A 19,893-nucleotide genomic window follows, 5' to 3' on the forward strand; every position below is an offset into this window, starting at 1 on the left:
ATGAGTATGAAAATTGGAGAAAAGGCCTTTAAAGAACGGATCGGGAAAGGTTTAGAAGACGCTGTCATGAGAGGTGCTGTCTCCTCAGCACAGGAACGTCTGTATAAAAGGCGGCTGACTGCAAGCGAGGAGCTTGGCAATTGGGAAAAGTGGCGTGAGCTTGGTGAGGAAATCCGGCAGCATACGCTGACGCATCTTGATGACTACTTATATCAATTAAGTGAAAGTGTAAGTGCACGCGGAGGCCATGTCTTTTTTGCGAAAACAAAGGAAGAGGCATCAGCATATATTCAAGAGGTGGCACAGAAAAAAGCAGCCAAAAAGATCGTCAAATCAAAATCAATGGTCACAGAAGAAATCGAGATGAATCAAGCGCTTGAAGAGATCGGCTGTGAGGTAGTAGAAAGCGATCTTGGCGAATATATTCTGCAAGTGGATGACCATGAACCGCCTTCACATATTGTGGCACCTGCCCTTCATATGACGAAAGAACAAATACGGGAAGTATTTCATGAGAAGCTAGGGTATGAGATGTCAGAAACACCCGAAGAAATGACGAATTTTGTAAGAGCCATCTTGCGTGAAAAATTCCTCGAAGCTGATATTGGTGTGACCGGCTGTAATTTTGCAGTGGCCAACACAGGGTCCATCTGCCTTGTAACAAATGAAGGGAATGCAGATCTTGTCACGGCTATACCGAAGACGCATATTGCCGTTATGGGAATGGAACGGCTTGTTCCAACGATGGAGGAACTGGATGTCCTTGTGGGTCTTTTGTGCAGAAGCGCAGTCGGCCAGAAATTAACTAGTTATATTTCTGTAGTGGGACCAAAAGGAGAAGGTGAAGTGGATGGACCAGAAGAATTCCACTTGGTCATTGTGGACAATGGGCGGTCAAATATATTAGGAACGGCCTTTCAGCCTGTTCTCCAATGTATCCGGTGTGCAGCCTGCATCAATGTTTGCCCCGTTTACCGGCATGTTGGTGGACATTCGTACGGTTCGATTTATCCAGGGCCAATCGGAGCTGTTCTTTCGCCGCTTCTTGGCGGCTATGATGACTATCAAGAACTCCCCTTTGCATCAAGTTTGTGCGCAGCCTGCACGGATGCTTGTCCAGTGAAGATTCCACTTCATGAGTTATTGATTAAACATAGACAGGTGATCGTTGAAAAAGAGGGGAGAGCGGCTAAAGCTGAAATGATGGCGATGAAAATGTTTGGCATGGGGGCATCGACTCCCGGGGTGTATCAATTTGGAACAAAAGCAGCCCCAGTACTGATGAATTGTATGGCTTCAAACGGACAAATTTCAAAAGGAATAGGCCCTTTAAAGAATTGGACAGATATTCGTGATCTGCCAGCTCCAAGTAAAGAAAGATTCAGGGATTGGTTTAAGAAGAGACAAAAGGAGGACGAGTGATGAAGGGGACCATTTCTCACCGAGAGTCGTTTTTATCTCATATCCAGCATCAATTAGGCAAAAACTCTTCCCCATCTGCCTCTATTCAACGGCCGGCATGGAAGCATCAAGTCCAGTGGGAAACAAACGGACGTTTGTCTAAAGATGAATTAGTCGAGCAATTGAAAAAGCAATGTCAGCAAATTCATACAAGAGTAGTCGAAACAACACCGGAGAAAGCGCCCTCGGTATTACGATTGTTGATGACAGAATATGGTGAGGGTTCTGTGATGACATCGCGTGATCGGCGTTTTGAACAATATGGATTCCGCCCTATGTTTGACAGCTTGCAACAAGAAGGAATGTCCGTCACCTGCTGGAATACAGATCTATCAAGAGAAGAAAACATAAGGCAGGCAGAACAAGCGAAATATGCAGTTGTGTTCAGTGATTATACCCTTGCAGAATCAGGTACAGTTGTCCTTTCATCCCATCAAGGTCAAGGGAGAGCGCTGCATTTTTTGCCAATGATGTATATCGTGTGTATAGAGAAAAGCTCGATTGTTCCGCGAATGATTCATGCTGTTTCGGCTCTTAATCGCTCAGTAGAAGAGGGGGAGCAGGCGAAAGGTGCCATCCATTTCATATCAGGTCCAAGTAATTCTGCCGATATTGAAATGAATTTAGTGGTAGGGGTTCATGGTCCAGTTCAGGCCATTTATCTGTTAATAGATGATGAATGAAGGCTTTCGTAATGAAAGCTTTTTTTCATCCAACAAGCGGACGCAAGTTTAAAAAATCATCTTGCCACTAGGTGAATGGACATAGTAAGATGACGACATATAAGATGAACTGCTCATCTACTGCTGATGTAAAGGAAGCTGCTAATGGAAATCAGGACAACTGCTCAAACGAAATCAATTGCATTGCCACTTGTGATTTCGATTATTGCTATTTCGTTTTCTGCAATCATTGTGAAATGGTCAAATGCACCTGCTGCTATTTTAAGTATGTATCGAATGATCTTTGCGGCGGCTTTCATGCTGCCATTTATCCTGCCAAGAAAAAAAGAATTTCTCTCAATAAAACGCAGAGACTGGTTTTTCTTATGTATGTCAGGCTTCTTTTTAGGCCTCCATTTTGTGCTGTGGTTTGGCTCACTGAAGCTGACGACAGTGGCAAGCTCTACCATTATTATCGCTCTACAACCGATGGTGTCCTTATTAGGCGGATTCCTCATTTTCCGTGAACGAACGACGATGTCTGCTCTATTGACGATGTGTGCAGCGATTGTTGGTGCCCTCATGATAGGCTGGGGAGATATTGGTCATAGCAAGGAAGCCATCTTAGGAGATATTTTATCCTTTTTGAGTGTGATCGCTGTTGTTTGTTACTTGTTAATAGGTCAACAGGCTGTAAGAAAAATATCTCATTGGATTTATAGTTTTTGTGTATTTGGTTTTGCTGGTCTTTTTTTAATTTTATTCAATCTGCTTCAGCAAACCCCTTTTATAGGTTATCCGGCTAAAGAGTGGGGAATCTTTTTATTGCTCGCTATCATTCCCACTATGTCTCATGTCATTAATAATTGGCTTTTAACTTATGTTAATGCGACAACTATTTCAATGAGTATACTAGGAGAGCCTGTTGGGGCAACGATCCTTGCTGTATGGCTGCTTGGAGAGAAAGTCACGCTGCTCCAAATGCTTGGCGGTCTGCTTGTTCTTTTAGGTGTCTTTTTCTTTTTGATGCAGCAGCGTCAAGGAATCGTGATGAAAACAAAAAAATCCGGTTAACGCCCGGATTTTTTACTCTTTTAGATCGTTTTTTTCAATCACTTTGTTTAATCTTGCCTCGATTTTTTTCAATTCCATCCGTTTTCTTCTAATCATTCGAAATGCGAGGACAATGATTGTCACAATAAAGGCAATGAATAGAAGAGAGAACACTTGAAATAGAAGATCTCCCATGTTGAATGCCATATTCTCTCCATTAAACATACGTAAAACCTCCTTTTCTATCTATATATTACCATAATCAATAAAAGATTGAGATTTATCCATAATTTATCTATAATAGGTAAAATATCACTCATTAAAGGAGAACCAATATGAGAACTTTAGTCCTTTTACGAGGTCTCCCAGGCGTAGGTAAATCAACATGGATCAAAGAACAAGGCTTAGAGCCTTACACTTTATCAGCGGATCAAATCCGGCTGTTAACCCAGCCGCCGCAGCTATCAGTCAATGGGAAACTAGACATTTCAAGCAAGCATGACCACAAAGTTTGGTCTTTATTATTCGATTTACTCACAGCCCGTATGGAGCGCGGAGACTTTACTGTGATTGATGCGACACATATTTCAAGCAAATCAATTTCTCAATATAAGTCTTTAGCAACATCGTATCGTTATAGGGTGTATGTCGTCGATTTCACGCAGGTGCCCCTTGAGACCGCTCTTTTACAAAATCGCTCACGTGAATCTCACAAAGTGGTGCGTGAATCTGTTTTGTATCAAATGAACGAGCGGTTAAAAACAGAAAAGGTCCCGTCATGGGTGACTGTTTTGAAGCCGGAGGAATATCCGCAAGTGATGACCTATCAGCCTCGATCCTTTGATCAATATGAGGCCATTCATGTTTTCGGGGATATTCACGGTTGTTACACCGCACTTACCACTTATTTGCAAGGAGATATCAAAGAAAACGAACTTTATATCTTTGCAGGTGACCTTCTTGATAGAGGAATAGAAAACAAAGAAGTATTAGAATGGATGCTTGCCCATAGAGAATGCCGGAATGTCATCGTCATTGAAGGCAATCATGATCAGCATTTATACCGGTTTGCACATGGTGAAAAAGTCAGGAGCAATATGTTTAACAGGCATACTGCGCCTGAACTTGAAGCAGCAGATTTTGATTTAAAAGAAGTACGAAAGTTTGTTAGAACCTTTCATCAGCTTACTTATTTTACGTACCATAATCAGACATTTCTTGTTACCCACGGGGGGCTTGCTCATTTGCCAGAAGAGCTTCTGCATGTCTCAACACAGCAGCTCATTCACGGCGTAGGAGAATATTCAGATGACATTGATCACTTGTTTGTTCAAAACACGGCTGGGCTGGATGTCATCCAAATTCACGGTCATCGCAATTTATACAGACTGCCAATTCACGCAGCGGAAAGATCTTATAACCTAGAAGGTCAGGTTGAATTTGGGGGGCAGCTGCGGGTGTTGAAAATCACGGCTGAAGGGATTAAGACTCATGAAATTGACAATCCAGTCTACAGAGCTTCTGAGAAAAAACAATCAGCTGCTGTTCAGCCAGATATTTCACTGGATGATTTTTTAGCCCATTTAGATCAGCATGAATATGTACAGGAATTAAAGCTTCCGCACCATATTTCATCTTTTAATTTTACGAAAAAGGCTTTTAGTGAGCGGCAGTGGGATGATGTGAATGTGAAGGCAAGAGGTTTGTTTGTCAACATGGTTTCTAAGCAGATTGTTTCTAGAAGCTACAATAAATTTTTTAACATTGATGAGCGTCCAGAGACAAGAATGCAGCATTTAGTGAACCATCTACAATTCCCTGTCACCGTATATGATAAAGCAAATGGATACTTAGGAACTGTTGGGTATAACGAAATGGAAGATGAATTGGTGTTTACGTCCAAATCGTATACATCACATGTGAAACAAAATCAGCATGCTTCCTGGGTCGAAGAGCTATTTTATAAGACCTTCGATGACGTGCAAGCTGACTACATCAAATCATACGTCCGTGACCAGCATGTATCTCTTGTGTTTGAAGTCATTTTGCCAGAAAAAGATCCGCATATTATCACATATGAACAAGATCAACTCATTTTACTCGATATAGTGAAGCGGCAGTTAAGCTACGAAAAAGCACCATTCGCTGAAGTGAAAAGATTAAGAAAGCAGCTGGGAATATCCAGCAAGCAGGAAGTGGCTGTTTTCCATGATTGGACGTCTTTTTATAAATGGTATCAAGCGGTCTCTCATGATGACACAATTGAAGAAGAGGGATATGTCATTGAGGACGCTCGCGGCTTTATGACCAAACTCAAGCTCCCTTATTATCAATTCTGGAAGCAGATGCGCGGGATCAAGCAGCGCGTTGCAGAGAAGCGTTCCTCGCAAAAATATATGCATGCTTTGCAAACAGCGGAGCAAGCTAAGTTCTATACGTGGCTTCTTGAGCAAGAAGCAGATCATGTGAGGAATAGCTCAATTATTGAACTGCGATCACAATTTGAACAAAGCAGTACTGCCCAATTGAATAATGATGAAATAAATGCATAGTCTAACAAAGAGTCTTTTCTAAGGAAAAGGCTTTTTTTGATGCAAATGAAAGGTGGACACTTGCATGTCTGAACATATTGAAGTGATTCTTCGGACAATGTTTGCTTTTGCGATTTTATTTGGAGGAGCACGTCTTTTAGGGAAACAAACCATTGCGCAAATGAATATTTTTGATTTTATAGCAGCCATCAGCTTAGGTTCAATTGCTGCAAACCTGGCGTTTAATACAACGCTGCCGCTACAGCACACAACGATTTCCTTTGTGTCACTTGTCATGATTATTTATGTGATTTCCCTGATTGCATTAAGAAGCCGGAAGATGAGAGGGCTGATGGCTGGTAAACCAACTCTTGTCATACAAAATGGGAAAATTCTTGAAGGAAATATGAAGGGAATGAGATATACCCTTGATTATTTAAATCAGCAGCTGAGAGAAAAAGACATCTTTGACATTAGTGAAGTTGAATTTGCCATGATTGAAACAGATGGGCATATGTCAGTGAAAAAATACCCTTCGTTTGAAAATGTCACACGGAAGGACCTTCAATTATTCATGAAGGCAGAGCGTTACATGCCGATTGAAGTCATCATGGACGGGAAACTCATCCAAAAAAACATACATGAAAATCATTTAACAGAGCAATGGATAGAAGAAGAGCTTAAAAAAAGGCAGCTGTCCTTAAAGGACATTGTGTATGCTGTCCGTTCAAGTAATGGAAGCTTATATATTGATACATATGACGACCACATTCAGTCACCAATCGATCAGGAATGAATGTGTAGTGCTGATGACACCTGCATGACACACATTTGACAATCTTTATAAGTCCTTTGGATGTCATCTGACTAGGTATCATTTCTCAATTATTATTATTTTCAGAAAATGTGGTGACGGAGTAAAATAAGTGTGTTTAAGTATAAATAGATGAAATTGAAATATTAATATAATATACCGTTTGCGGAATGAACGTTCATTCCTATATTTCAAAAGGAGGGGATGAAATGCCAGCAGTGACTGATAAACAAGAACAGATCATGAAAGCTTCGCTGGAACTATTTATAGAACGAGGCTTTGATGGCACCACAATGCCGATGATTTCAAAAAGAGCAAACGTCGGAGCGGGCACCATTTACCGTTATTTCGACAGCAAGGAGGCACTCGTCAATATTTTGTACCAGCGCAGCCTCTCAGCATTTATCGAAAAAATGAACACAAACAGTCCAGATCCAAAGGTAAGTATTCGGGCGTACTTTAAGCATGTATTTTATTGCTTGGTTTTGTTTACAAAGGAGAATCCAAGCGGGCTGTATTTTTTAGAGATTGATAAACGGTCCCATTACTTAGACGAAACGAGCAAAGAGAAAATGCAGCATTTGTTACATGAGCTGTTCCTTATCTTTGAAGAAGGGAAAAAGGATGGAATTCATCCAAACCTCTCTGGCAGAACCATTTTATCGATTGTATTTGGTGCTTTTGTGCAGCTGCATAAACAAATTCTTGCAGAAGAAATAGAGCCAACAATTGAATTTTTAGAGGAGATTGAGCAATGTTTATGGCGCGCCATCAGCGTTGCATCATAAAGAGATAAAGGGAGTGGGCATATGAAGCAAACATCAATCATTCCAAAACCAAAAACATACGGACCTTTTAAAAATATTCCCCATATAAAAAAGGGGGAGCTTTCTCAAACTTTTTGGCGGCTGGCAGATGAATTAGGACCGATTTTTCAGTTTGAATTTTCAAATGCAACAAGTATTTTTGTTTCCAGCCATGAGCTTGTCCAAGAAGTATTTGATGAGAGCCGTTTTGATAAATTTATTGGGACTAGTCTCAGTAAAGTAAGAGCCTTTGCAGGAGATGGGTTATTTACGAGCTGGACAGAAGAACCGAACTGGAGAAAGGCTCATCAAATCTTGATGCCAGCATTCAGCCAGCAGGCCATGAAGGGCTATCATGAAATGATGCTCGATATTGCCACACAACTCGTGCAAAAATGGCAAAGAACAGGCCGCGATGAAGAAATTGAAGTAGCTGAGGATATGACAAAGCTGACTTTAGATACGATCGGCCTTTGCGGTTTTGATTTTCGCTTTAACAGCTTTTATAAAGAAAACCAGCATCCATTCATAGAAAGCATGTTGAAAGGCTTAAATGAAGCAATGGAGCAGTCGGGCCGATTGCCGATTGCCGATAAACTCATGATCAAAAGAAGAAAAGAATTTGATCAGCATGTCGATTTTATGAAGCAATTAGTAGATGACATTATACAGGAACGAAGAAAACAAGATAAAACAGGCGATGATTTACTGTCTCTTATGCTGCATGCAGAGGATCCTGAAACAGGTGAACGTTTATCTGATGAAAATATCCGTTATCAAATCATCACCTTCTTAATTGCAGGGCACGAAACAACAAGCGGACTGCTATCCTTTGCGATTTATTTCTTACTAAAGAATCCAGAGAAATTGAAGAAAGCTGTCCAAGAAGCAGATGAGGTGCTGCAAGGCGGATTGCCGACATTTAAACAAGTGCAAAAGCTAAGCTACACTCGTATAGTGTTAAATGAAGCCCTTCGCCTCTGGCCAACCGCGCCTACGTTCTCTCTTTATGCGAAAGAGGACACAGTAATCGGGGGAAAATATCCGATTCACAAGAATCAAAGTGTCTCTGTTCTGCTCCCTAAATTACACCGTGATCCAGCGGTATGGGGCGAGGATGCTGAAGAATTTAAACCAGAGCGGTTTACGCATCCTGAGAAAATCCCGCAGCATGCTTACAAGCCTTTTGGGAATGGACAGCGTGCATGTATCGGTATGCAGTTTGCCCTGCATGAAGCTACGATGGTTCTCGCGATGGTTCTGCATAATTTAGAGTTAATTGATCACACATCTTATGAGCTTGATTTAAAAGAATCTCTGACGATTAAACCAAACGATTTCAAAATCAAGGTGCGGCCAAGGAAACAGCAATTCTTTATGGCACCACCGAAAGAAGAACCGAAAAAAAGCAACCAATCTGGTGAGTCAAAAGTGCCGAGTCACGGTACACCGCTGCTAGTTTTGTACGGATCGAATCTTGGCACAGCAAAGCAAATAGCGAACGAATTGGCGAAAGACGGGAAAGCAAAAGGATTCGATGTGACCACTGCGCCGCTTGATGAATATACACGCCAATTGCCAGATACAGGCGCTGTCCTCATCGTGACCGCTTCATACAACGGATATCCGCCTGACAATGCGAAGCAATTTGTGGATTGGCTGGCGCAGGATGAGGAGCAGGATTTATCAAACGTGACATTTTCGGTCTTTGGATGCGGAGATCGAAACTGGGCGAGCACGTACCAGCGGATCCCCCGTCTGATTGATGAGGCCCTTGAAAGAAAAGGTGCCAAACGTGTAGCTGATTTAGGAGAAGGTGATGCAGGTGGTGATATGGATGAGGATAAAGAAATTTTCCAGAAAACTGTCTTTGAACAGCTTGCAAAAGAATTTAAGCTCACCTTCCAAGAAAAGGGGAAGGAAAAACCAAACCTATCAGTTGCTTATACGAATGAGCTAGTGGAGCGTCCTGTAGCTAAAATATATGATGCCTTTTCAGCTGTTGTATTGAAAAATGAAGAATTACAATCAGAAAAAAGCACGAGGCAGACAAGACATATTGAACTGAAATTGCCAGCTGGAAAAGCATACAAAGAAGGAGATCATATTGGGATTGTACCGAAAAATAGTGATGCACTCGTTGAGCGTGTGACCCGCCGCTTTAAACTAAATCCAGAGCAGCATATCAAGCTTTCATCTGAGAAAGAGGCAAGTCATTTACCATTAGAACAGCCGATTCCAATCAAAGAATTACTCGCCTCACATGTTGAGCTTCAAGAGCCTGCGACACGTACACAGCTAAGAGAGCTCGCAGCACATACGGTATGTCCGCCTCACCGCGTGGAGCTTGAAGAAATGGCTGGTGAAGCATATCAAGAAGCCATTTTAAAGAAACGAGTAACCATGCTTGATTTATTAGATCAATATGAAGCGTGCGAGCTGCCGTTTGTACACTTTTTGGCGCTTTTACCAGGTTTGAAACCGCGTTATTATTCGATCTCTAGCTCGCCTAAGGTAGATGAAGAAAAAGTCAGTATCACAGTAGCAGTTGTAAAAGATAAAGCGTGGAGCGGTAGAGGAGAATATGCCGGAGTTGCCTCAACCTATTTATGTGGTCTAAAAGAAGGAGAAGAAGTAGCCTGCTTCCTGCATGAAGCGCAAGACGGATTCCAGCTGCCTCCTTCATCAGAAGTGCCGATGATCATGATCGGACCAGGTACAGGAATTGCTCCATTTAGAGGATTTGTTCAGGCAAGAGAAGTGTGGCAGAAGGAAGGGAAGCAGCTAGGCGAAGCCCACTTATATTTTGGCTGCCGTCACCCTGAGGAAGATGATCTATATTTTGATGAAATGCAGCTTGCCGCGCAAAAAGGAGTTATCCATATCCATCGTGCTTATTCTCGTTACGATGATCAAAAAGTATATGTCCAGCATTTGATGAAAGAAGAAGGCGGCATGCTCATCGAATTGCTTGATCAAGGTGCCTACCTTTACGTGTGCGGAGACGGAAAAGTCATGGCCCCAGATGTAGAGGCTACACTAATCGATCTCTATCAAAACGAGAAACAATGCTCGAAGGAAACAGCTGAAAATTGGCTGACAGCCCTTGCCAATGACAATAGATATGTAAAAGATGTGTGGAGCTGACAAAAGGAAAGACCGCCAATTAGGCGGTTTTTTTCTATTCTCATAGAAAGAGATCGATAGAATGAAGGGGTGGGAAGATACAAAACACCTAATTTAAAAATGAAATATTTTGTAAAAAATAAGAATATTCTCTCATTTACTCCAATATGAAACAATCGTATCATTTTTGATATAGGACATAAAGGAGGAATATGATGAAAAAGGTGAAAATGTTACTCCCTTCTCTTCTCGTTTTTGGTGCTTTAAGTGTGCCTAGTTTTGCCCAAGCCACATCGGATTCAGTACTAACGTCTGATTATGATATGGTGACTTCTGATGGAAAAGTGATTTCTTCAAGTGATTTCCACAATGATACGAAAGCCCCCTCATCCTTTGACAAAGTGGATGATCTTTCTTCTACTGTTGGCGAAAAAGTAAAACCACTATCAAAATATTTAAAAGATTTTCAAACGAAAGTCGTCATTGGAGACGATGGTAGAACCAAAGTAGCAAATACAAGAGTGGCACCATACAATTCAATTGCTTATATTACATTTGGCGGCTCCAGCTGTACAGGGACACTCATTGCTCCTAATAAAATTTTGACAAACGGACACTGCGTGTACAATACAGCATCGAGAAGCTATAGTGAAAAAGGAACCGTATATCCAGGTATGAATGATAGTACTGCGGTGAACGGTTCAGCAAAAATGACTGAGTTCTATGTGCCAAGCGGGTATATTAATACTGGTGCAAGCCAATATGACTTTGCCGTAATCAAAACCGATACGAATATTGGCAATACGGTCGGCTACCGATCCATCCGCCAGGTGACAAACTTGACTGGGACAACCATTAAAATCTCAGGATATCCTGGTGATAAAATGAGATCGACTGGCAAGGTGTCACAATGGGAGATGTCAGGTCCTGTGACGAGAGAAGATACGAATCTAGCATACTATACGATTGATACATTCAGCGGAAATTCAGGTTCTGCCATGCTAGATCAGAACCAGCAAATCGTTGGAGTTCATAACGCTGGGTATTCAAACGGAACGATGAATGGCGGTCCAAAAGCGACAGCTGCCTTTGTTGAGTTTATAAACTATGCGAAAGCGCAATAAAAAATAGAGCTTGTTTCCTTCATAGGGGACAAGCTTTTTTGTATGAATTCATTTAATAGAGGATTCATTTTTTTAACCTGTGGATTTGAGATTGAGAGCTACATCAATTTTTTCACATGTCATTCGCGAACCACTCATACATTAAAATGTCACATTTCCTTTAAGTCAAAATCATGCTTGAAATGGATGAGGAGGTCACGCGCTTTTGAAGATGAAAAGAGGCTGGATCGCTGCTGTCGCTTTATGTTTTGTGATATGGATGGGCATGTTGTTAGGTGGATTTGGAGAGAAGCAGGCAGCAAAAGGGGCTGATCGATATGATCATGTCGTTCAATTTCCAAAGGAAAGGTACCCTGAAACAGGCAGTCATATTCAAGAAGCCATTCGAAAAGGGCATTCAGATGTGTGTACCATTGACAGGAATGGAGCAGATGCCCGCAGGCAAGAATCATTAAAAGGGATTCCGACAAAACCTGGATTTGACCGGGATGAATGGCCGATGGCGGTTTGTCTTGAGGGAGGAAAAGGCGCAAGCGTTCAATATGTCAGTCCATCTGATAATAGGGGAGCAGGCTCATGGGTCGGGCACCAAATCAGCGGATTTCCTGATGGGAAAAGAATATTATTCATTGTGAAATAAATCTGAGGAAAAGGCACCCCTCGAGCGGGTGCCTTTTTTGTTTATGGCAGAGCGTATCCGAGCTGGCAGGCAAAAAAGATTCAGTGGTACAATCAATCTATAAGGTACAAAGACTGACAAGAAGAAAATGTGAAGGGACATTTGCTTATGGATAAGAACCGTGCATTATACGATTTTTTTATGCAGCATGCAGAGAAGCTGACTGAAACATGGTATGAATCAATTGAGGACGATGATCCAGAATCGATATATCGTTCAACAGATTCCAGCATCATTGCAGAGCTAAAACGGCAGAATCAAGATTATTACCAGCACTTTATACGAGCTATTATTGAAGACAAGACATATTTACATACTGAATTTAAAAAATGGTCTGAGGATTTAGCCAGTGATCCGAAGCATTTAAATACACCATTAGATTATGTCGTAAGAGAATACATGTCTAATCAAAGAGTCGTTCTGCATTACTTAAAAGAATTTATTAAACAGCGTCAAGGTGACATTGATATTGACCGCATTTTTTATTGGTATGATTTAATTTCCGAAGCGTTTAATATTTCAATTCATGTGTTTATCCAGCAATATGTGAAAAATACAACGAAGAAGCTTGTGGCTCAAAGAGATATGATTTATGAATTGAGTTCACCGGTGATTGTTTTAAAAAGCCAGATTGCGTTGTTGCCTTTAGTAGGTGATATTGACACAGCGAGAGCAAAGATTATTTTAGAAAATACGCTAAAACAGTGCTCGCAAAAAGGGGTTCAGCATTTATGTATTGATCTATCTGGTGTTGTCATTATTGATACAATGGTGGCTCATCAAATCTTTGATCTTGTCACATCACTTCGGTTAATTGGAGTAGAGACGACCATTTCAGGAATTAGACCAGAAATTGCTCAAACAGCAGTACAGCTCGGGCTTCCTTTTAATGAATTTCGCACGGCATCATCACTTGCTCACGCGCTGGACCGCATGACTGAATTTTCTCCAATATAAAAACCAGGCCGATGAGAGGCCTGGTTTTTTATTTAGATGACAGCGTCAATTTGTGTGACTTTCCAATCTTTTTGTACTTTTTCGTACGTAACAATTCGTTTTACTTTGCGTCCATCAAGTGTTGGGACAGTAAATTCATATGTGCGGACTGTTTGTTTCTTAGAAACGAGTTTAGGTGTGGCTTTTTCCCAATTGAGCATGTTGTCTCCGTCACCGACTGGAACAGCCATTTTGCCTTTATGAACAATAAACTGATAATCTTTTAAACCATGTTTGATGGCATCTTGAGTGAACACTTGAGATAGGTAGCTGTTTAATTTTTTCTTTGTATCAAATGTTTTAGAAAGATAGTTGTACGTCATATCTTTATAGGTAAATGATTTTAATTTGTAATTAGAATGTTCTTTAACTTTGTAGCCTGACATTGCACTCCAAAAATGTTCTCTTGCATCAAGGGCAATATGTAACGCTTCTTTATTTGTCAAAGCGGCTGATTTCTTGGAAGCGGCCAATGTTGTTGTTTGTAATGAGATCATAATCATAATAGCAGTTAATAAAACAAATAATTTTTTCAAGGCAATTGCCTCCTTTTCTCAATGAAAACTTCTTATGTTACAAATGTTACAATAATTACAGTGATATTACAAGTATTAAATCTAAATGTTTTTTATTTCTTTTGTTTCTAATTATATAACGTTTGAGGGAGACAAAAAGTTTTCATTTTTTTTATTTTTCTTCTTAATGATTATTTAACCGTTCTAAAGAAGAACGAAACGTCTTTTGGAAAAATTTCTATTTAGACGTTTAACACACTTTTTTTATTTATGACATATACTGTCGTGATGAATGTCTAAAGAAAGTGGTGTTTATTATGTATCATCCGTATGAAGGTGTGTGGAATGGGTACTCATATGATAGGCAGATGCAGGGGTTTCCATCTGTTGGTATTCCTTCAGGTGGAGGGTTTCCTGGATTTCCGACTGGAGGAGGAGGTACTTGGCCAGGGCAAGGTTCAGGCGGACACTCAGCCCCGCCGGCACCGCCGCAGCATATCATTTCGCAGTATCAGCAAGCACTCTCGCAGCCACAGAGTATGCAGTCGCTTATATCTGGGCACGGTGTTGGCGGAGGCCATCAAACTGTACAATTTGCAGCGGGATGTAATAGAAGATGGACAATTGTGTTTTTGAGAAACGGTCAAGTATTTTTAATGTATATCCTTTCCTCACAGCCATTTGGCCGAACTACTGGCTTTATATGGCCGAACTTTACATTTGGTTCCTTCCCAAGTTCAAGTATTCTTGCCTATTCTTGTGCATAAGAAAAAGCCGGTTCTCATCAGCAGCTGATGAAATACCGGCTTTTTTTAATGAATATTTCGAAATACGCCAATCACTTTACCTAGTATACTCACATTCTGTAAAATAATCGGTTCCATTGATGGGTTCTCTGGCTGTAATCTAAAGTGTGTATCTTCTTTATAAAAGCGTTTCACTGTCGCTTCATCTTCCTCTGTCATGGCGACCACAATATCTCCATTGTTAGCGGTGCTTTGCTGACGCACAATGACATAGTCCTTGTCCAAAATACCTGCATCAATCATACTTTCTCCCATAATTTCAAGCATAAACACTTGTTCATCTGGTGCTGCAAAAGTCTCTGGAAGAGGGAAGTATTCTTCTACATTTTCAACAGCGGTGATAGGAAGACCGGCCGTTACTTTTCCGATGACTGGAACGTTCATTACAGCACTCTTTGGAATATTCATTTCCTCTTCATCTAGTACTTCGATCGCTCTAGGTTTTGTCGGGTCTCTTCTAATTAAGCCCTTTGTTTCTAGTCTAGCTAAATGTCCATGGACCGTTGAACTAGATGCTAGACCGACAGCTTCTCCAATTTCACGGACGGATGGGGGATAGCCCTTGCTTTTTACTTCATCTTTGATGAATTTCAGGATATCGAGTTGTCTTTTTGATAGCTTCGTCATCTTTTGCACCTCAAAACGTCAATTTTAAAGAAATTATAGCATGTTTTTCCTAACAGTACAAACATAGGTTCGAAAAAACGTTTGACAGAAACGTTTGTTCGTATTTATAATGAGTGACAGAAAGAGCGAACACATATTCTATTAGGAGAGATGACATTATGAGGTTAAAAGAATCTATTATTTTTATTGGGGTATTCTCATTCATCGTTGGCATATTTCTCTCACTTATTGCAGTCACAAGCCATAATGATACAAATCAGTATGTTAAAATAGAGGTTCAATCAGGTGATACTCTTTGGGGGTTAGCTGATCAAGTAAACGATAGCAAATCAATCGACAAAAATGCATTTATTGATTGGGTTACCGAACACAATGATCTTGCTTCAACTGAAATCCAGCCTGGCGACATTCTTGTCATACCCGTCAAAAAAGAGCATCCAGTCGTATATCAGCTTGCAACAGTACAATAGAAAGGTCGATTTTAGACATGAACGCAATCATTTATGCGAGAGTAAGCACTGTCAAAGAAGAGCAGGAAACCTCGCTGAAAAGACAAGAAGAAGAACTGCTGGCGTTAGCTGCCATGCACAAGATGAATGTGGTCAAAGTCATCAAAGAAAAAGCGAGTGGATATGATCTAGATCGTGATGGTGTGTTTGAAATGCTTGCTGCACTGAAGGAAGAGTCAATCGATGCCGTTCTGATCCAGGATGAAACACGTCTTGGAAGAGGACAAGCAAAAATTGCGCTCCTTCATTGTCTATTTAAAGAGAACGTAAAGGTATACAGCGTGTTTCATAGAGGAGAGCTTGAGCTTTCAGAAGCAGATGAAATGGTCATTGAGATTGTAGGGGTCGTTGAAGAGTACCAACGGAAAATTCATAACCTGAAAATCAAGCGGGGAATGAAAAGGGCAGTTGAGCGCGGATATCAGCCTGAACTGAATTTAAGGCAGCAGGACCATGCACCTGGCCGTGAGCGTATTGAAGTGCCGATTTCAGAAATTGTTCGATTAAGAAAAAACAATATGACATTCGCCGAAATTGCCGCAACCCTTCAGGCATTAGGTTTTGACATTTCAAAAGCAACGGTGCATAGAAGGTATCAAGAATATGAAAAAGACCTTACCACCTAAAGCGTGATTTGTTGTCAAAATGATTGATATTTAGTAGTATGTAGAGAAAATGCTTTAAAGGAGTTTGTCATGATTTCTAAAGAACAGCTTGCAAGAATAAATGAGCTTTCAAAAAAGTCGAAAGAGACCGGTTTATCAGACGCTGAAAAAACAGAACAAAAGCAGTTGAGAGAAGAGTATTTGAAAGCTTTTCGTTCTTCTATGAAAAATACACTTAAAACTGTCAAGATCGTTGATCCTGAAGGAAACGATGTCACACCAGAAAAATTAAAAAGAGAAAAAGATCAGAACCTTCATTAAGCTGTGATTTCTTGAATTTTGAAAAGATGGGAAGATTATTCTCGTCTTTTTTCATATTTGCATAACTTTTTAGGTGATCGATAAACTAAATGTGACAAAATCCTTCTTTTTCAGCGTGAAATAGTTGTGAAAAAAGGACAGTAGATTTATGATAATGGTGTACACAAGATACGGAAGGGGATTTATATGGAAACGATTGAATTGAAATCTATTGCAACAATACGTACTCTCTCCATAGACGCAATTGAAAAAGCGAATTCCGGTCACCCAGGAATGCCGATGGGTGCTGCACCAATGGCGTACGCTTTATGGACGAATCACTTAAACGTAAGTCCGCAAAATCCAAATTGGTTTAACAGAGACCGCTTTGTTTTATCTGCGGGACATGGTTCTATGCTTCTATACAGCATGCTTCATTTAAGCGGATACAATCTGAGCATCGATGATCTAAAACAATTCCGCCAATGGGGAAGCAAAACACCTGGACATCCTGAATTTGGACACACAGAAGGCGTAGATGCCACAACAGGTCCTTTAGGCCAGGGTATTGCTATGGCAGTAGGGATGGCACTTGCAGAAAGACATCTTGCGGAAACGTATAACAAAGACAACTTTCAGGTTGTAGATCACTATACATACAGCATTTGCGGAGATGGAGACTTAATGGAGGGGATTTCCTCTGAGGCTGCTTCACTTGCTGGTCATTTAGGCTTAGGCCGTTTAATCGTTCTTTACGATTCAAATGACATTTCTTTAGATGGCGACTTAGATCGTTCATTCTCTGAAAATGTGAAGAATCGTTTTGAAGCGATGAACTGGGAAGTTCTTTACGTGAAAGACGGCAACAACATCGAAGAAGTAACAGCTGCTATTGAAAAGGCGAAACAAAGCACAGACAGACCTACTTTAATCGAAGTGAAAACAACAATCGGTTTCGGTTCGCCAAACCGTGCGGGAACGTCTGGTGTGCATGGTGCACCTCTTGGTAGCGAGGAAGCTAAGCTGACGAAGGATGCTTACTCTTGGACGTTTGAAGAAGATTTCCATGTACCTTCTGAAGTGTACGATCATTTCAAAGAAGCTGTCAAAGACGCTGGTCAGAAAAAAGAAGCAGCTTGGAATGAGCTGTTTGCGCAATACGAAAAAGAATATCCAGAGCTGGCAGCACAGCTGAAGCTTGCGATTGAAGGAAAGCTTCCTGAAAATTGGGACCAAGAGGTTCCTGTTTATGAAGCAGGTTCAAGCCTTGCCTCCCGCGCTTCTTCAGGCGAAGTGTTAAATGGCATTGCAAAGCAAGTACCTTTCTTTATTGGCGGGTCTGCTGACCTTGCAGGATCAAACAAAACAACGATTAAAAACACGGATGATTTCGGAAAAAATAATTATGCCGGCAAAAACATTTGGTTCGGTGTGAGAGAATTTGCAATGGGTGCGGCGCTCAACGGTATGGCACTTCACGGCGGTCTTCGTGTATTCGGCGGAACGTTCTTTGTTTTCTCAGATTACTTAAGACCAGCGATTCGTCTTGCTGCCTTAATGGGACTTCCAGTCACATACGTCTTTACTCATGATAGTATCGCTGTTGGTGAAGATGGTCCAACACATGAACCGGTTGAACAGCTTGCTTCACTGCGTGCGATGCCTAACCTTTCCGTTATTCGCCCAGCAGATGGAAATGAAACAGCTGCAGCGTGGAAACTAGCTGTATCTTCAACGGATAAACCGACTGCACTAGTTCTTACTCGTCAAAACCTTCCAACGATTGACCAGGCACCAGAGAAGGCATATGAGGGAGTAGAAAAGGGTGGATACGTTGTGGTTGAAGCAGCTGATGCACAGCCAGAAGCACTTCTACTCGCTTCAGGATCTGAGGTTGGTTTAGCCATTGAAGCGCAAAAGGCACTTGAAAAAGAGGGTATCCGCGCATCTGTTGTCAGCCTTCCTGCATGGGATCGCTTCGATCAGCAGTCAGACGAATACAAAGAATCCGTTCTTCCTAAAGCAGTACGTGCACGTATTGCGATTGAAATGGGTGCTTCACTTGGCTGGGAGCGTTACACTGGCCTTGACGGTGACGTGATTGCAATTGATAAATTTGGCGCTTCTGCACCAGGTGAAACCATTATCGAGAAATATGGATTTACTGTCAGCAATGTAGTCAGCCGTGTGAAAGCGAAGCTGAATAAATAAACGAACTCCAAGCATCATGCTTTTTTGCTATCTGTTTGCAGAGCTTTTTCATCCGCTCTGCAAACTTTTTTCTTTTTTCTTGTTTTTTTGACAAAACTAGTTTCTTCTTGCTTCATATATAGACAATTCTTTCTTTCACATTTTTGTATAATACAAGCAATAAACGAGATTGACGAAATGTGAAAGGAAGGGATAGACATGGAACGCCATTATTATATTTATTGGATTGAGGATGAATTTGCACATCACTATTTTGGCAGGGAATCTATTTTGTTTCATTTGTTTGAGTCGTTACACTGGACGAATCGCACTGACGATGAGTTAGTTATGCTTGTGAAGCAAGTGGATTATGTGACGAAACGAATCCCTGCTTTTCATATGCACCAGCGTCTCATGAATAACTTAACGAACATTCACTATACACAAATAGGCTCGATTTACAGCGCTTCCTTACCAGATGGAAAAGGAACCGCAGCATTTATTATTAAAGACCGGTATATTCAAATGTCTGCCACTGGCAGTTATGAGGCAGAAGCGGTGTTTTTTGAAGTGCTGAGAAAAATCAGCCCTTGTTTTCTTGCGATGGACTTTAGTTCAAAGAAGCACGGGTGGCTTAATCCAGTAAAAGTGAGGAATTTTGTTTAAAAAAATAAAATTGAACGTGAAATGTTGTATAATAGCCTTTTGTTTAGTACACTTTATACGAGACAACATGAAGGAGGAAGAATTATGGATTTATGGGTTGTCATCCTTGTAGGCGTTGTTGCACTGCTTGCAGGAGTTGCACTCGGATTCTTTATTGCTCGTAAGTATATGATGAGCTATTTGAAAAAGAATCCACCGATTAATGAACAAATGCTTCGAATGATGATGATGCAAATGGGCATGAAACCGTCCCAGAAGAAAATCAATCAAATGATGAAAGCCATGAACAACCAAGCGAAATAATACGTACGATATTATGATCATAGATGGAACATGGTTATAAAGAATGGACAAGCGTTGTCCTTTCTTTATTCAATTCACCTTCATCAGACGCTTAAAACCACTGTACTTGCATGAATGAAG

At 40.9% G+C, this 19,893-nt stretch carries 20 protein-coding genes; 17 read left to right on the plus strand and 3 right to left on the minus strand.

Going from position 1 to position 19,893, the window contains the following annotated elements; translation table 11 throughout:
• The 3 genes from NSQ72_RS08495 to NSQ72_RS08505 all read left to right on the plus strand — a co-directional run bounded on the left by NSQ72_RS08495 (position 1) and on the right by NSQ72_RS08505 (position 3,197).
• On the plus strand, positions 1 to 1,422 hold the full coding sequence (locus NSQ72_RS08495) for a LutB/LldF family L-lactate oxidation iron-sulfur protein (RefSeq protein WP_341083802.1): 1,422 nt from the start codon (positions 1 to 3) through the stop codon (positions 1,420 to 1,422).
• Positions 1,422 to 2,144 (plus strand): LutC/YkgG family protein, encoded by a 723-nt coding sequence (locus NSQ72_RS08500; RefSeq protein ID WP_106025119.1) that lies wholly within the window; start codon positions 1,422 to 1,424, stop codon positions 2,142 to 2,144. Before NSQ72_RS08495 ends, NSQ72_RS08500 begins: the two co-directional genes overlap by 1 nt.
• 144 nt (positions 2,145 to 2,288) lie before the next feature.
• On the plus strand, positions 2,289 to 3,197 hold the full coding sequence (locus NSQ72_RS08505; RefSeq protein ID WP_341083804.1) for a DMT family transporter: 909 nt from the start codon (positions 2,289 to 2,291) through the stop codon (positions 3,195 to 3,197).
• A 12-nt stretch (positions 3,198 to 3,209) separates the two neighbouring features.
• Here NSQ72_RS08505 and NSQ72_RS08510 read toward each other — a convergent pair whose 3' ends face one another.
• The gene (locus NSQ72_RS08510; RefSeq protein ID WP_039178883.1) at positions 3,210 to 3,401 is read right to left on the minus strand and encodes a TIGR00366 family protein; all 192 of its coding nucleotides are present in this window, start codon (positions 3,399 to 3,401) and stop codon (positions 3,210 to 3,212) included.
• Between the two features lie 110 nt (positions 3,402 to 3,511).
• Between NSQ72_RS08510 and NSQ72_RS08515 the strand changes: the two genes are divergently transcribed.
• The 7 genes from NSQ72_RS08515 to NSQ72_RS08545 all read left to right on the plus strand — a co-directional run bounded on the left by NSQ72_RS08515 (position 3,512) and on the right by NSQ72_RS08545 (position 13,213).
• Positions 3,512 to 5,728: an RNA ligase gene (locus NSQ72_RS08515; RefSeq protein ID WP_338594992.1), complete on the plus strand. Its 2,217-nt coding sequence runs from the start codon at positions 3,512 to 3,514 to the stop codon at positions 5,726 to 5,728.
• A gap of 64 nt (positions 5,729 to 5,792) precedes the next feature.
• Complete coding sequence (locus NSQ72_RS08520; protein ID WP_039178889.1) at positions 5,793 to 6,503, plus strand: DUF421 domain-containing protein; 711 nt, start codon at positions 5,793 to 5,795, stop codon at positions 6,501 to 6,503.
• 227 nt (positions 6,504 to 6,730) lie between these two features.
• The gene (locus NSQ72_RS08525; RefSeq protein ID WP_039178892.1) at positions 6,731 to 7,309 is read left to right on the plus strand and encodes a TetR/AcrR family transcriptional regulator; all 579 of its coding nucleotides are present in this window, start codon (positions 6,731 to 6,733) and stop codon (positions 7,307 to 7,309) included.
• A gap of 21 nt (positions 7,310 to 7,330) precedes the next feature.
• A complete protein-coding gene (locus tag NSQ72_RS08530) occupies positions 7,331 to 10,474 on the plus strand; it encodes a bifunctional cytochrome P450/NADPH--P450 reductase (RefSeq protein ID WP_341083807.1) in 3,144 nt (1,047 codons plus the stop codon).
• Positions 10,475 to 10,668: 194 nt separating this feature from the next.
• A complete protein-coding gene (locus NSQ72_RS08535) occupies positions 10,669 to 11,577 on the plus strand; it encodes a trypsin-like serine peptidase (RefSeq protein WP_341083809.1) in 909 nt (302 codons plus the stop codon).
• A 259-nt stretch (positions 11,578 to 11,836) separates the two neighbouring features.
• Entirely contained in the window at positions 11,837 to 12,217 is a 381-nt protein-coding gene (locus tag NSQ72_RS08540; protein ID WP_228280000.1) for a NucA/NucB deoxyribonuclease domain-containing protein, read from the plus strand.
• Positions 12,218 to 12,364: 147 nt separating this feature from the next.
• Positions 12,365 to 13,213 carry an STAS domain-containing protein gene (locus tag NSQ72_RS08545; RefSeq protein ID WP_039178899.1) on the plus strand — a complete coding sequence of 283 codons (849 nt, stop codon included), beginning with the start codon at positions 12,365 to 12,367 and terminating at the stop codon, positions 13,211 to 13,213.
• 32 nt (positions 13,214 to 13,245) lie between these two features.
• On the opposite strand, the gene NSQ72_RS08550 is transcribed toward NSQ72_RS08545, so the two are convergent.
• Positions 13,246 to 13,788 carry an IseA DL-endopeptidase inhibitor family protein gene (locus NSQ72_RS08550; RefSeq protein WP_341083810.1) on the minus strand — a complete coding sequence of 181 codons (543 nt, stop codon included), beginning with the start codon at positions 13,786 to 13,788 and terminating at the stop codon, positions 13,246 to 13,248.
• 296 nt (positions 13,789 to 14,084) lie between these two features.
• Here NSQ72_RS08550 and NSQ72_RS08555 point away from each other — a divergent pair, with 296 nt between their 5' ends.
• A complete protein-coding gene (locus tag NSQ72_RS08555) occupies positions 14,085 to 14,534 on the plus strand; it encodes a hypothetical protein (protein ID WP_107163737.1) in 450 nt (149 codons plus the stop codon).
• Positions 14,535 to 14,579: 45 nt separating this feature from the next.
• Here NSQ72_RS08555 and lexA read toward each other — a convergent pair whose 3' ends face one another.
• A complete protein-coding gene (gene lexA, locus NSQ72_RS08560; RefSeq protein ID WP_024425129.1) occupies positions 14,580 to 15,200 on the minus strand; it encodes a transcriptional repressor LexA in 621 nt (206 codons plus the stop codon).
• Between the two features lie 158 nt (positions 15,201 to 15,358).
• Here lexA and yneA point away from each other — a divergent pair, with 158 nt between their 5' ends.
• The 6 genes from yneA to NSQ72_RS08590 all read left to right on the plus strand — a co-directional run bounded on the left by yneA (position 15,359) and on the right by NSQ72_RS08590 (position 19,773).
• Entirely contained in the window at positions 15,359 to 15,670 is a 312-nt protein-coding gene (gene yneA / locus NSQ72_RS08565) for a cell division suppressor protein YneA (RefSeq protein WP_034283425.1), read from the plus strand.
• Positions 15,671 to 15,687: 17 nt separating this feature from the next.
• Complete coding sequence (locus NSQ72_RS08570; protein WP_041085133.1) at positions 15,688 to 16,335, plus strand: YneB family resolvase-like protein; 648 nt, start codon at positions 15,688 to 15,690, stop codon at positions 16,333 to 16,335.
• Between the two features lie 69 nt (positions 16,336 to 16,404).
• Entirely contained in the window at positions 16,405 to 16,635 is a 231-nt protein-coding gene (locus NSQ72_RS08575) for a DUF896 domain-containing protein (protein WP_024425132.1), read from the plus strand.
• A 186-nt stretch (positions 16,636 to 16,821) separates the two neighbouring features.
• Complete coding sequence (gene tkt, locus NSQ72_RS08580) at positions 16,822 to 18,825, plus strand: transketolase (RefSeq protein ID WP_039178912.1); 2,004 nt, start codon at positions 16,822 to 16,824, stop codon at positions 18,823 to 18,825.
• Between the two features lie 198 nt (positions 18,826 to 19,023).
• Positions 19,024 to 19,470 (plus strand): sporulation inhibitor of replication protein SirA, encoded by a 447-nt coding sequence (gene sirA / locus NSQ72_RS08585; protein WP_024425134.1) that lies wholly within the window; start codon positions 19,024 to 19,026, stop codon positions 19,468 to 19,470.
• Between the two features lie 84 nt (positions 19,471 to 19,554).
• Complete coding sequence (locus tag NSQ72_RS08590) at positions 19,555 to 19,773, plus strand: YneF family protein (protein ID WP_003212379.1); 219 nt, start codon at positions 19,555 to 19,557, stop codon at positions 19,771 to 19,773.
• Positions 19,774 to 19,893 lie beyond the last annotated feature (120 nt).

This window comes from Bacillus sp. FSL R5-0659 (assembly GCF_038008785.1).
Taxonomy (GTDB): domain Bacteria; phylum Bacillota; class Bacilli; order Bacillales; family Bacillaceae; genus Bacillus; species Bacillus safensis.

Bases quoted from the DNA above. Each gene is read 5' to 3' on its own strand.
- NSQ72_RS08495 (WP_341083802.1), top strand. From the start codon at position 1: ATGAGTATGAAAATTGGAGAAAAGGCCTTTAAAGAACGGATCGGGAAA.
- NSQ72_RS08500 (WP_106025119.1), top strand. From the start codon at position 1,422: ATGAAGGGGACCATTTCTCACCGAGAGTCGTTTTTATCTCATATCCAG.
- NSQ72_RS08505 (WP_341083804.1), top strand. From the start codon at position 2,289: ATGGAAATCAGGACAACTGCTCAAACGAAATCAATTGCATTGCCACTT.
- NSQ72_RS08510 (WP_039178883.1), bottom strand. From the start codon at position 3,401: ATGTTTAATGGAGAGAATATGGCATTCAACATGGGAGATCTTCTATTT.
- NSQ72_RS08515 (WP_338594992.1), top strand. From the start codon at position 3,512: ATGAGAACTTTAGTCCTTTTACGAGGTCTCCCAGGCGTAGGTAAATCA.
- NSQ72_RS08520 (WP_039178889.1), top strand. From the start codon at position 5,793: ATGTCTGAACATATTGAAGTGATTCTTCGGACAATGTTTGCTTTTGCG.
- NSQ72_RS08525 (WP_039178892.1), top strand. From the start codon at position 6,731: ATGCCAGCAGTGACTGATAAACAAGAACAGATCATGAAAGCTTCGCTG.
- NSQ72_RS08530 (WP_341083807.1), top strand. From the start codon at position 7,331: ATGAAGCAAACATCAATCATTCCAAAACCAAAAACATACGGACCTTTT.
- NSQ72_RS08535 (WP_341083809.1), top strand. From the start codon at position 10,669: ATGAAAAAGGTGAAAATGTTACTCCCTTCTCTTCTCGTTTTTGGTGCT.
- NSQ72_RS08540 (WP_228280000.1), top strand. From the start codon at position 11,837: ATGGGCATGTTGTTAGGTGGATTTGGAGAGAAGCAGGCAGCAAAAGGG.
- NSQ72_RS08545 (WP_039178899.1), top strand. From the start codon at position 12,365: ATGGATAAGAACCGTGCATTATACGATTTTTTTATGCAGCATGCAGAG.
- NSQ72_RS08555 (WP_107163737.1), top strand. From the start codon at position 14,085: ATGTATCATCCGTATGAAGGTGTGTGGAATGGGTACTCATATGATAGG.
- lexA (WP_024425129.1), bottom strand. From the start codon at position 15,200: ATGACGAAGCTATCAAAAAGACAACTCGATATCCTGAAATTCATCAAA.
- yneA (WP_034283425.1), top strand. From the start codon at position 15,359: ATGAGGTTAAAAGAATCTATTATTTTTATTGGGGTATTCTCATTCATC.
- NSQ72_RS08570 (WP_041085133.1), top strand. From the start codon at position 15,688: ATGAACGCAATCATTTATGCGAGAGTAAGCACTGTCAAAGAAGAGCAG.
- NSQ72_RS08575 (WP_024425132.1), top strand. From the start codon at position 16,405: ATGATTTCTAAAGAACAGCTTGCAAGAATAAATGAGCTTTCAAAAAAG.
- tkt (WP_039178912.1), top strand. From the start codon at position 16,822: ATGGAAACGATTGAATTGAAATCTATTGCAACAATACGTACTCTCTCC.
- sirA (WP_024425134.1), top strand. From the start codon at position 19,024: ATGGAACGCCATTATTATATTTATTGGATTGAGGATGAATTTGCACAT.
- NSQ72_RS08590 (WP_003212379.1), top strand. From the start codon at position 19,555: ATGGATTTATGGGTTGTCATCCTTGTAGGCGTTGTTGCACTGCTTGCA.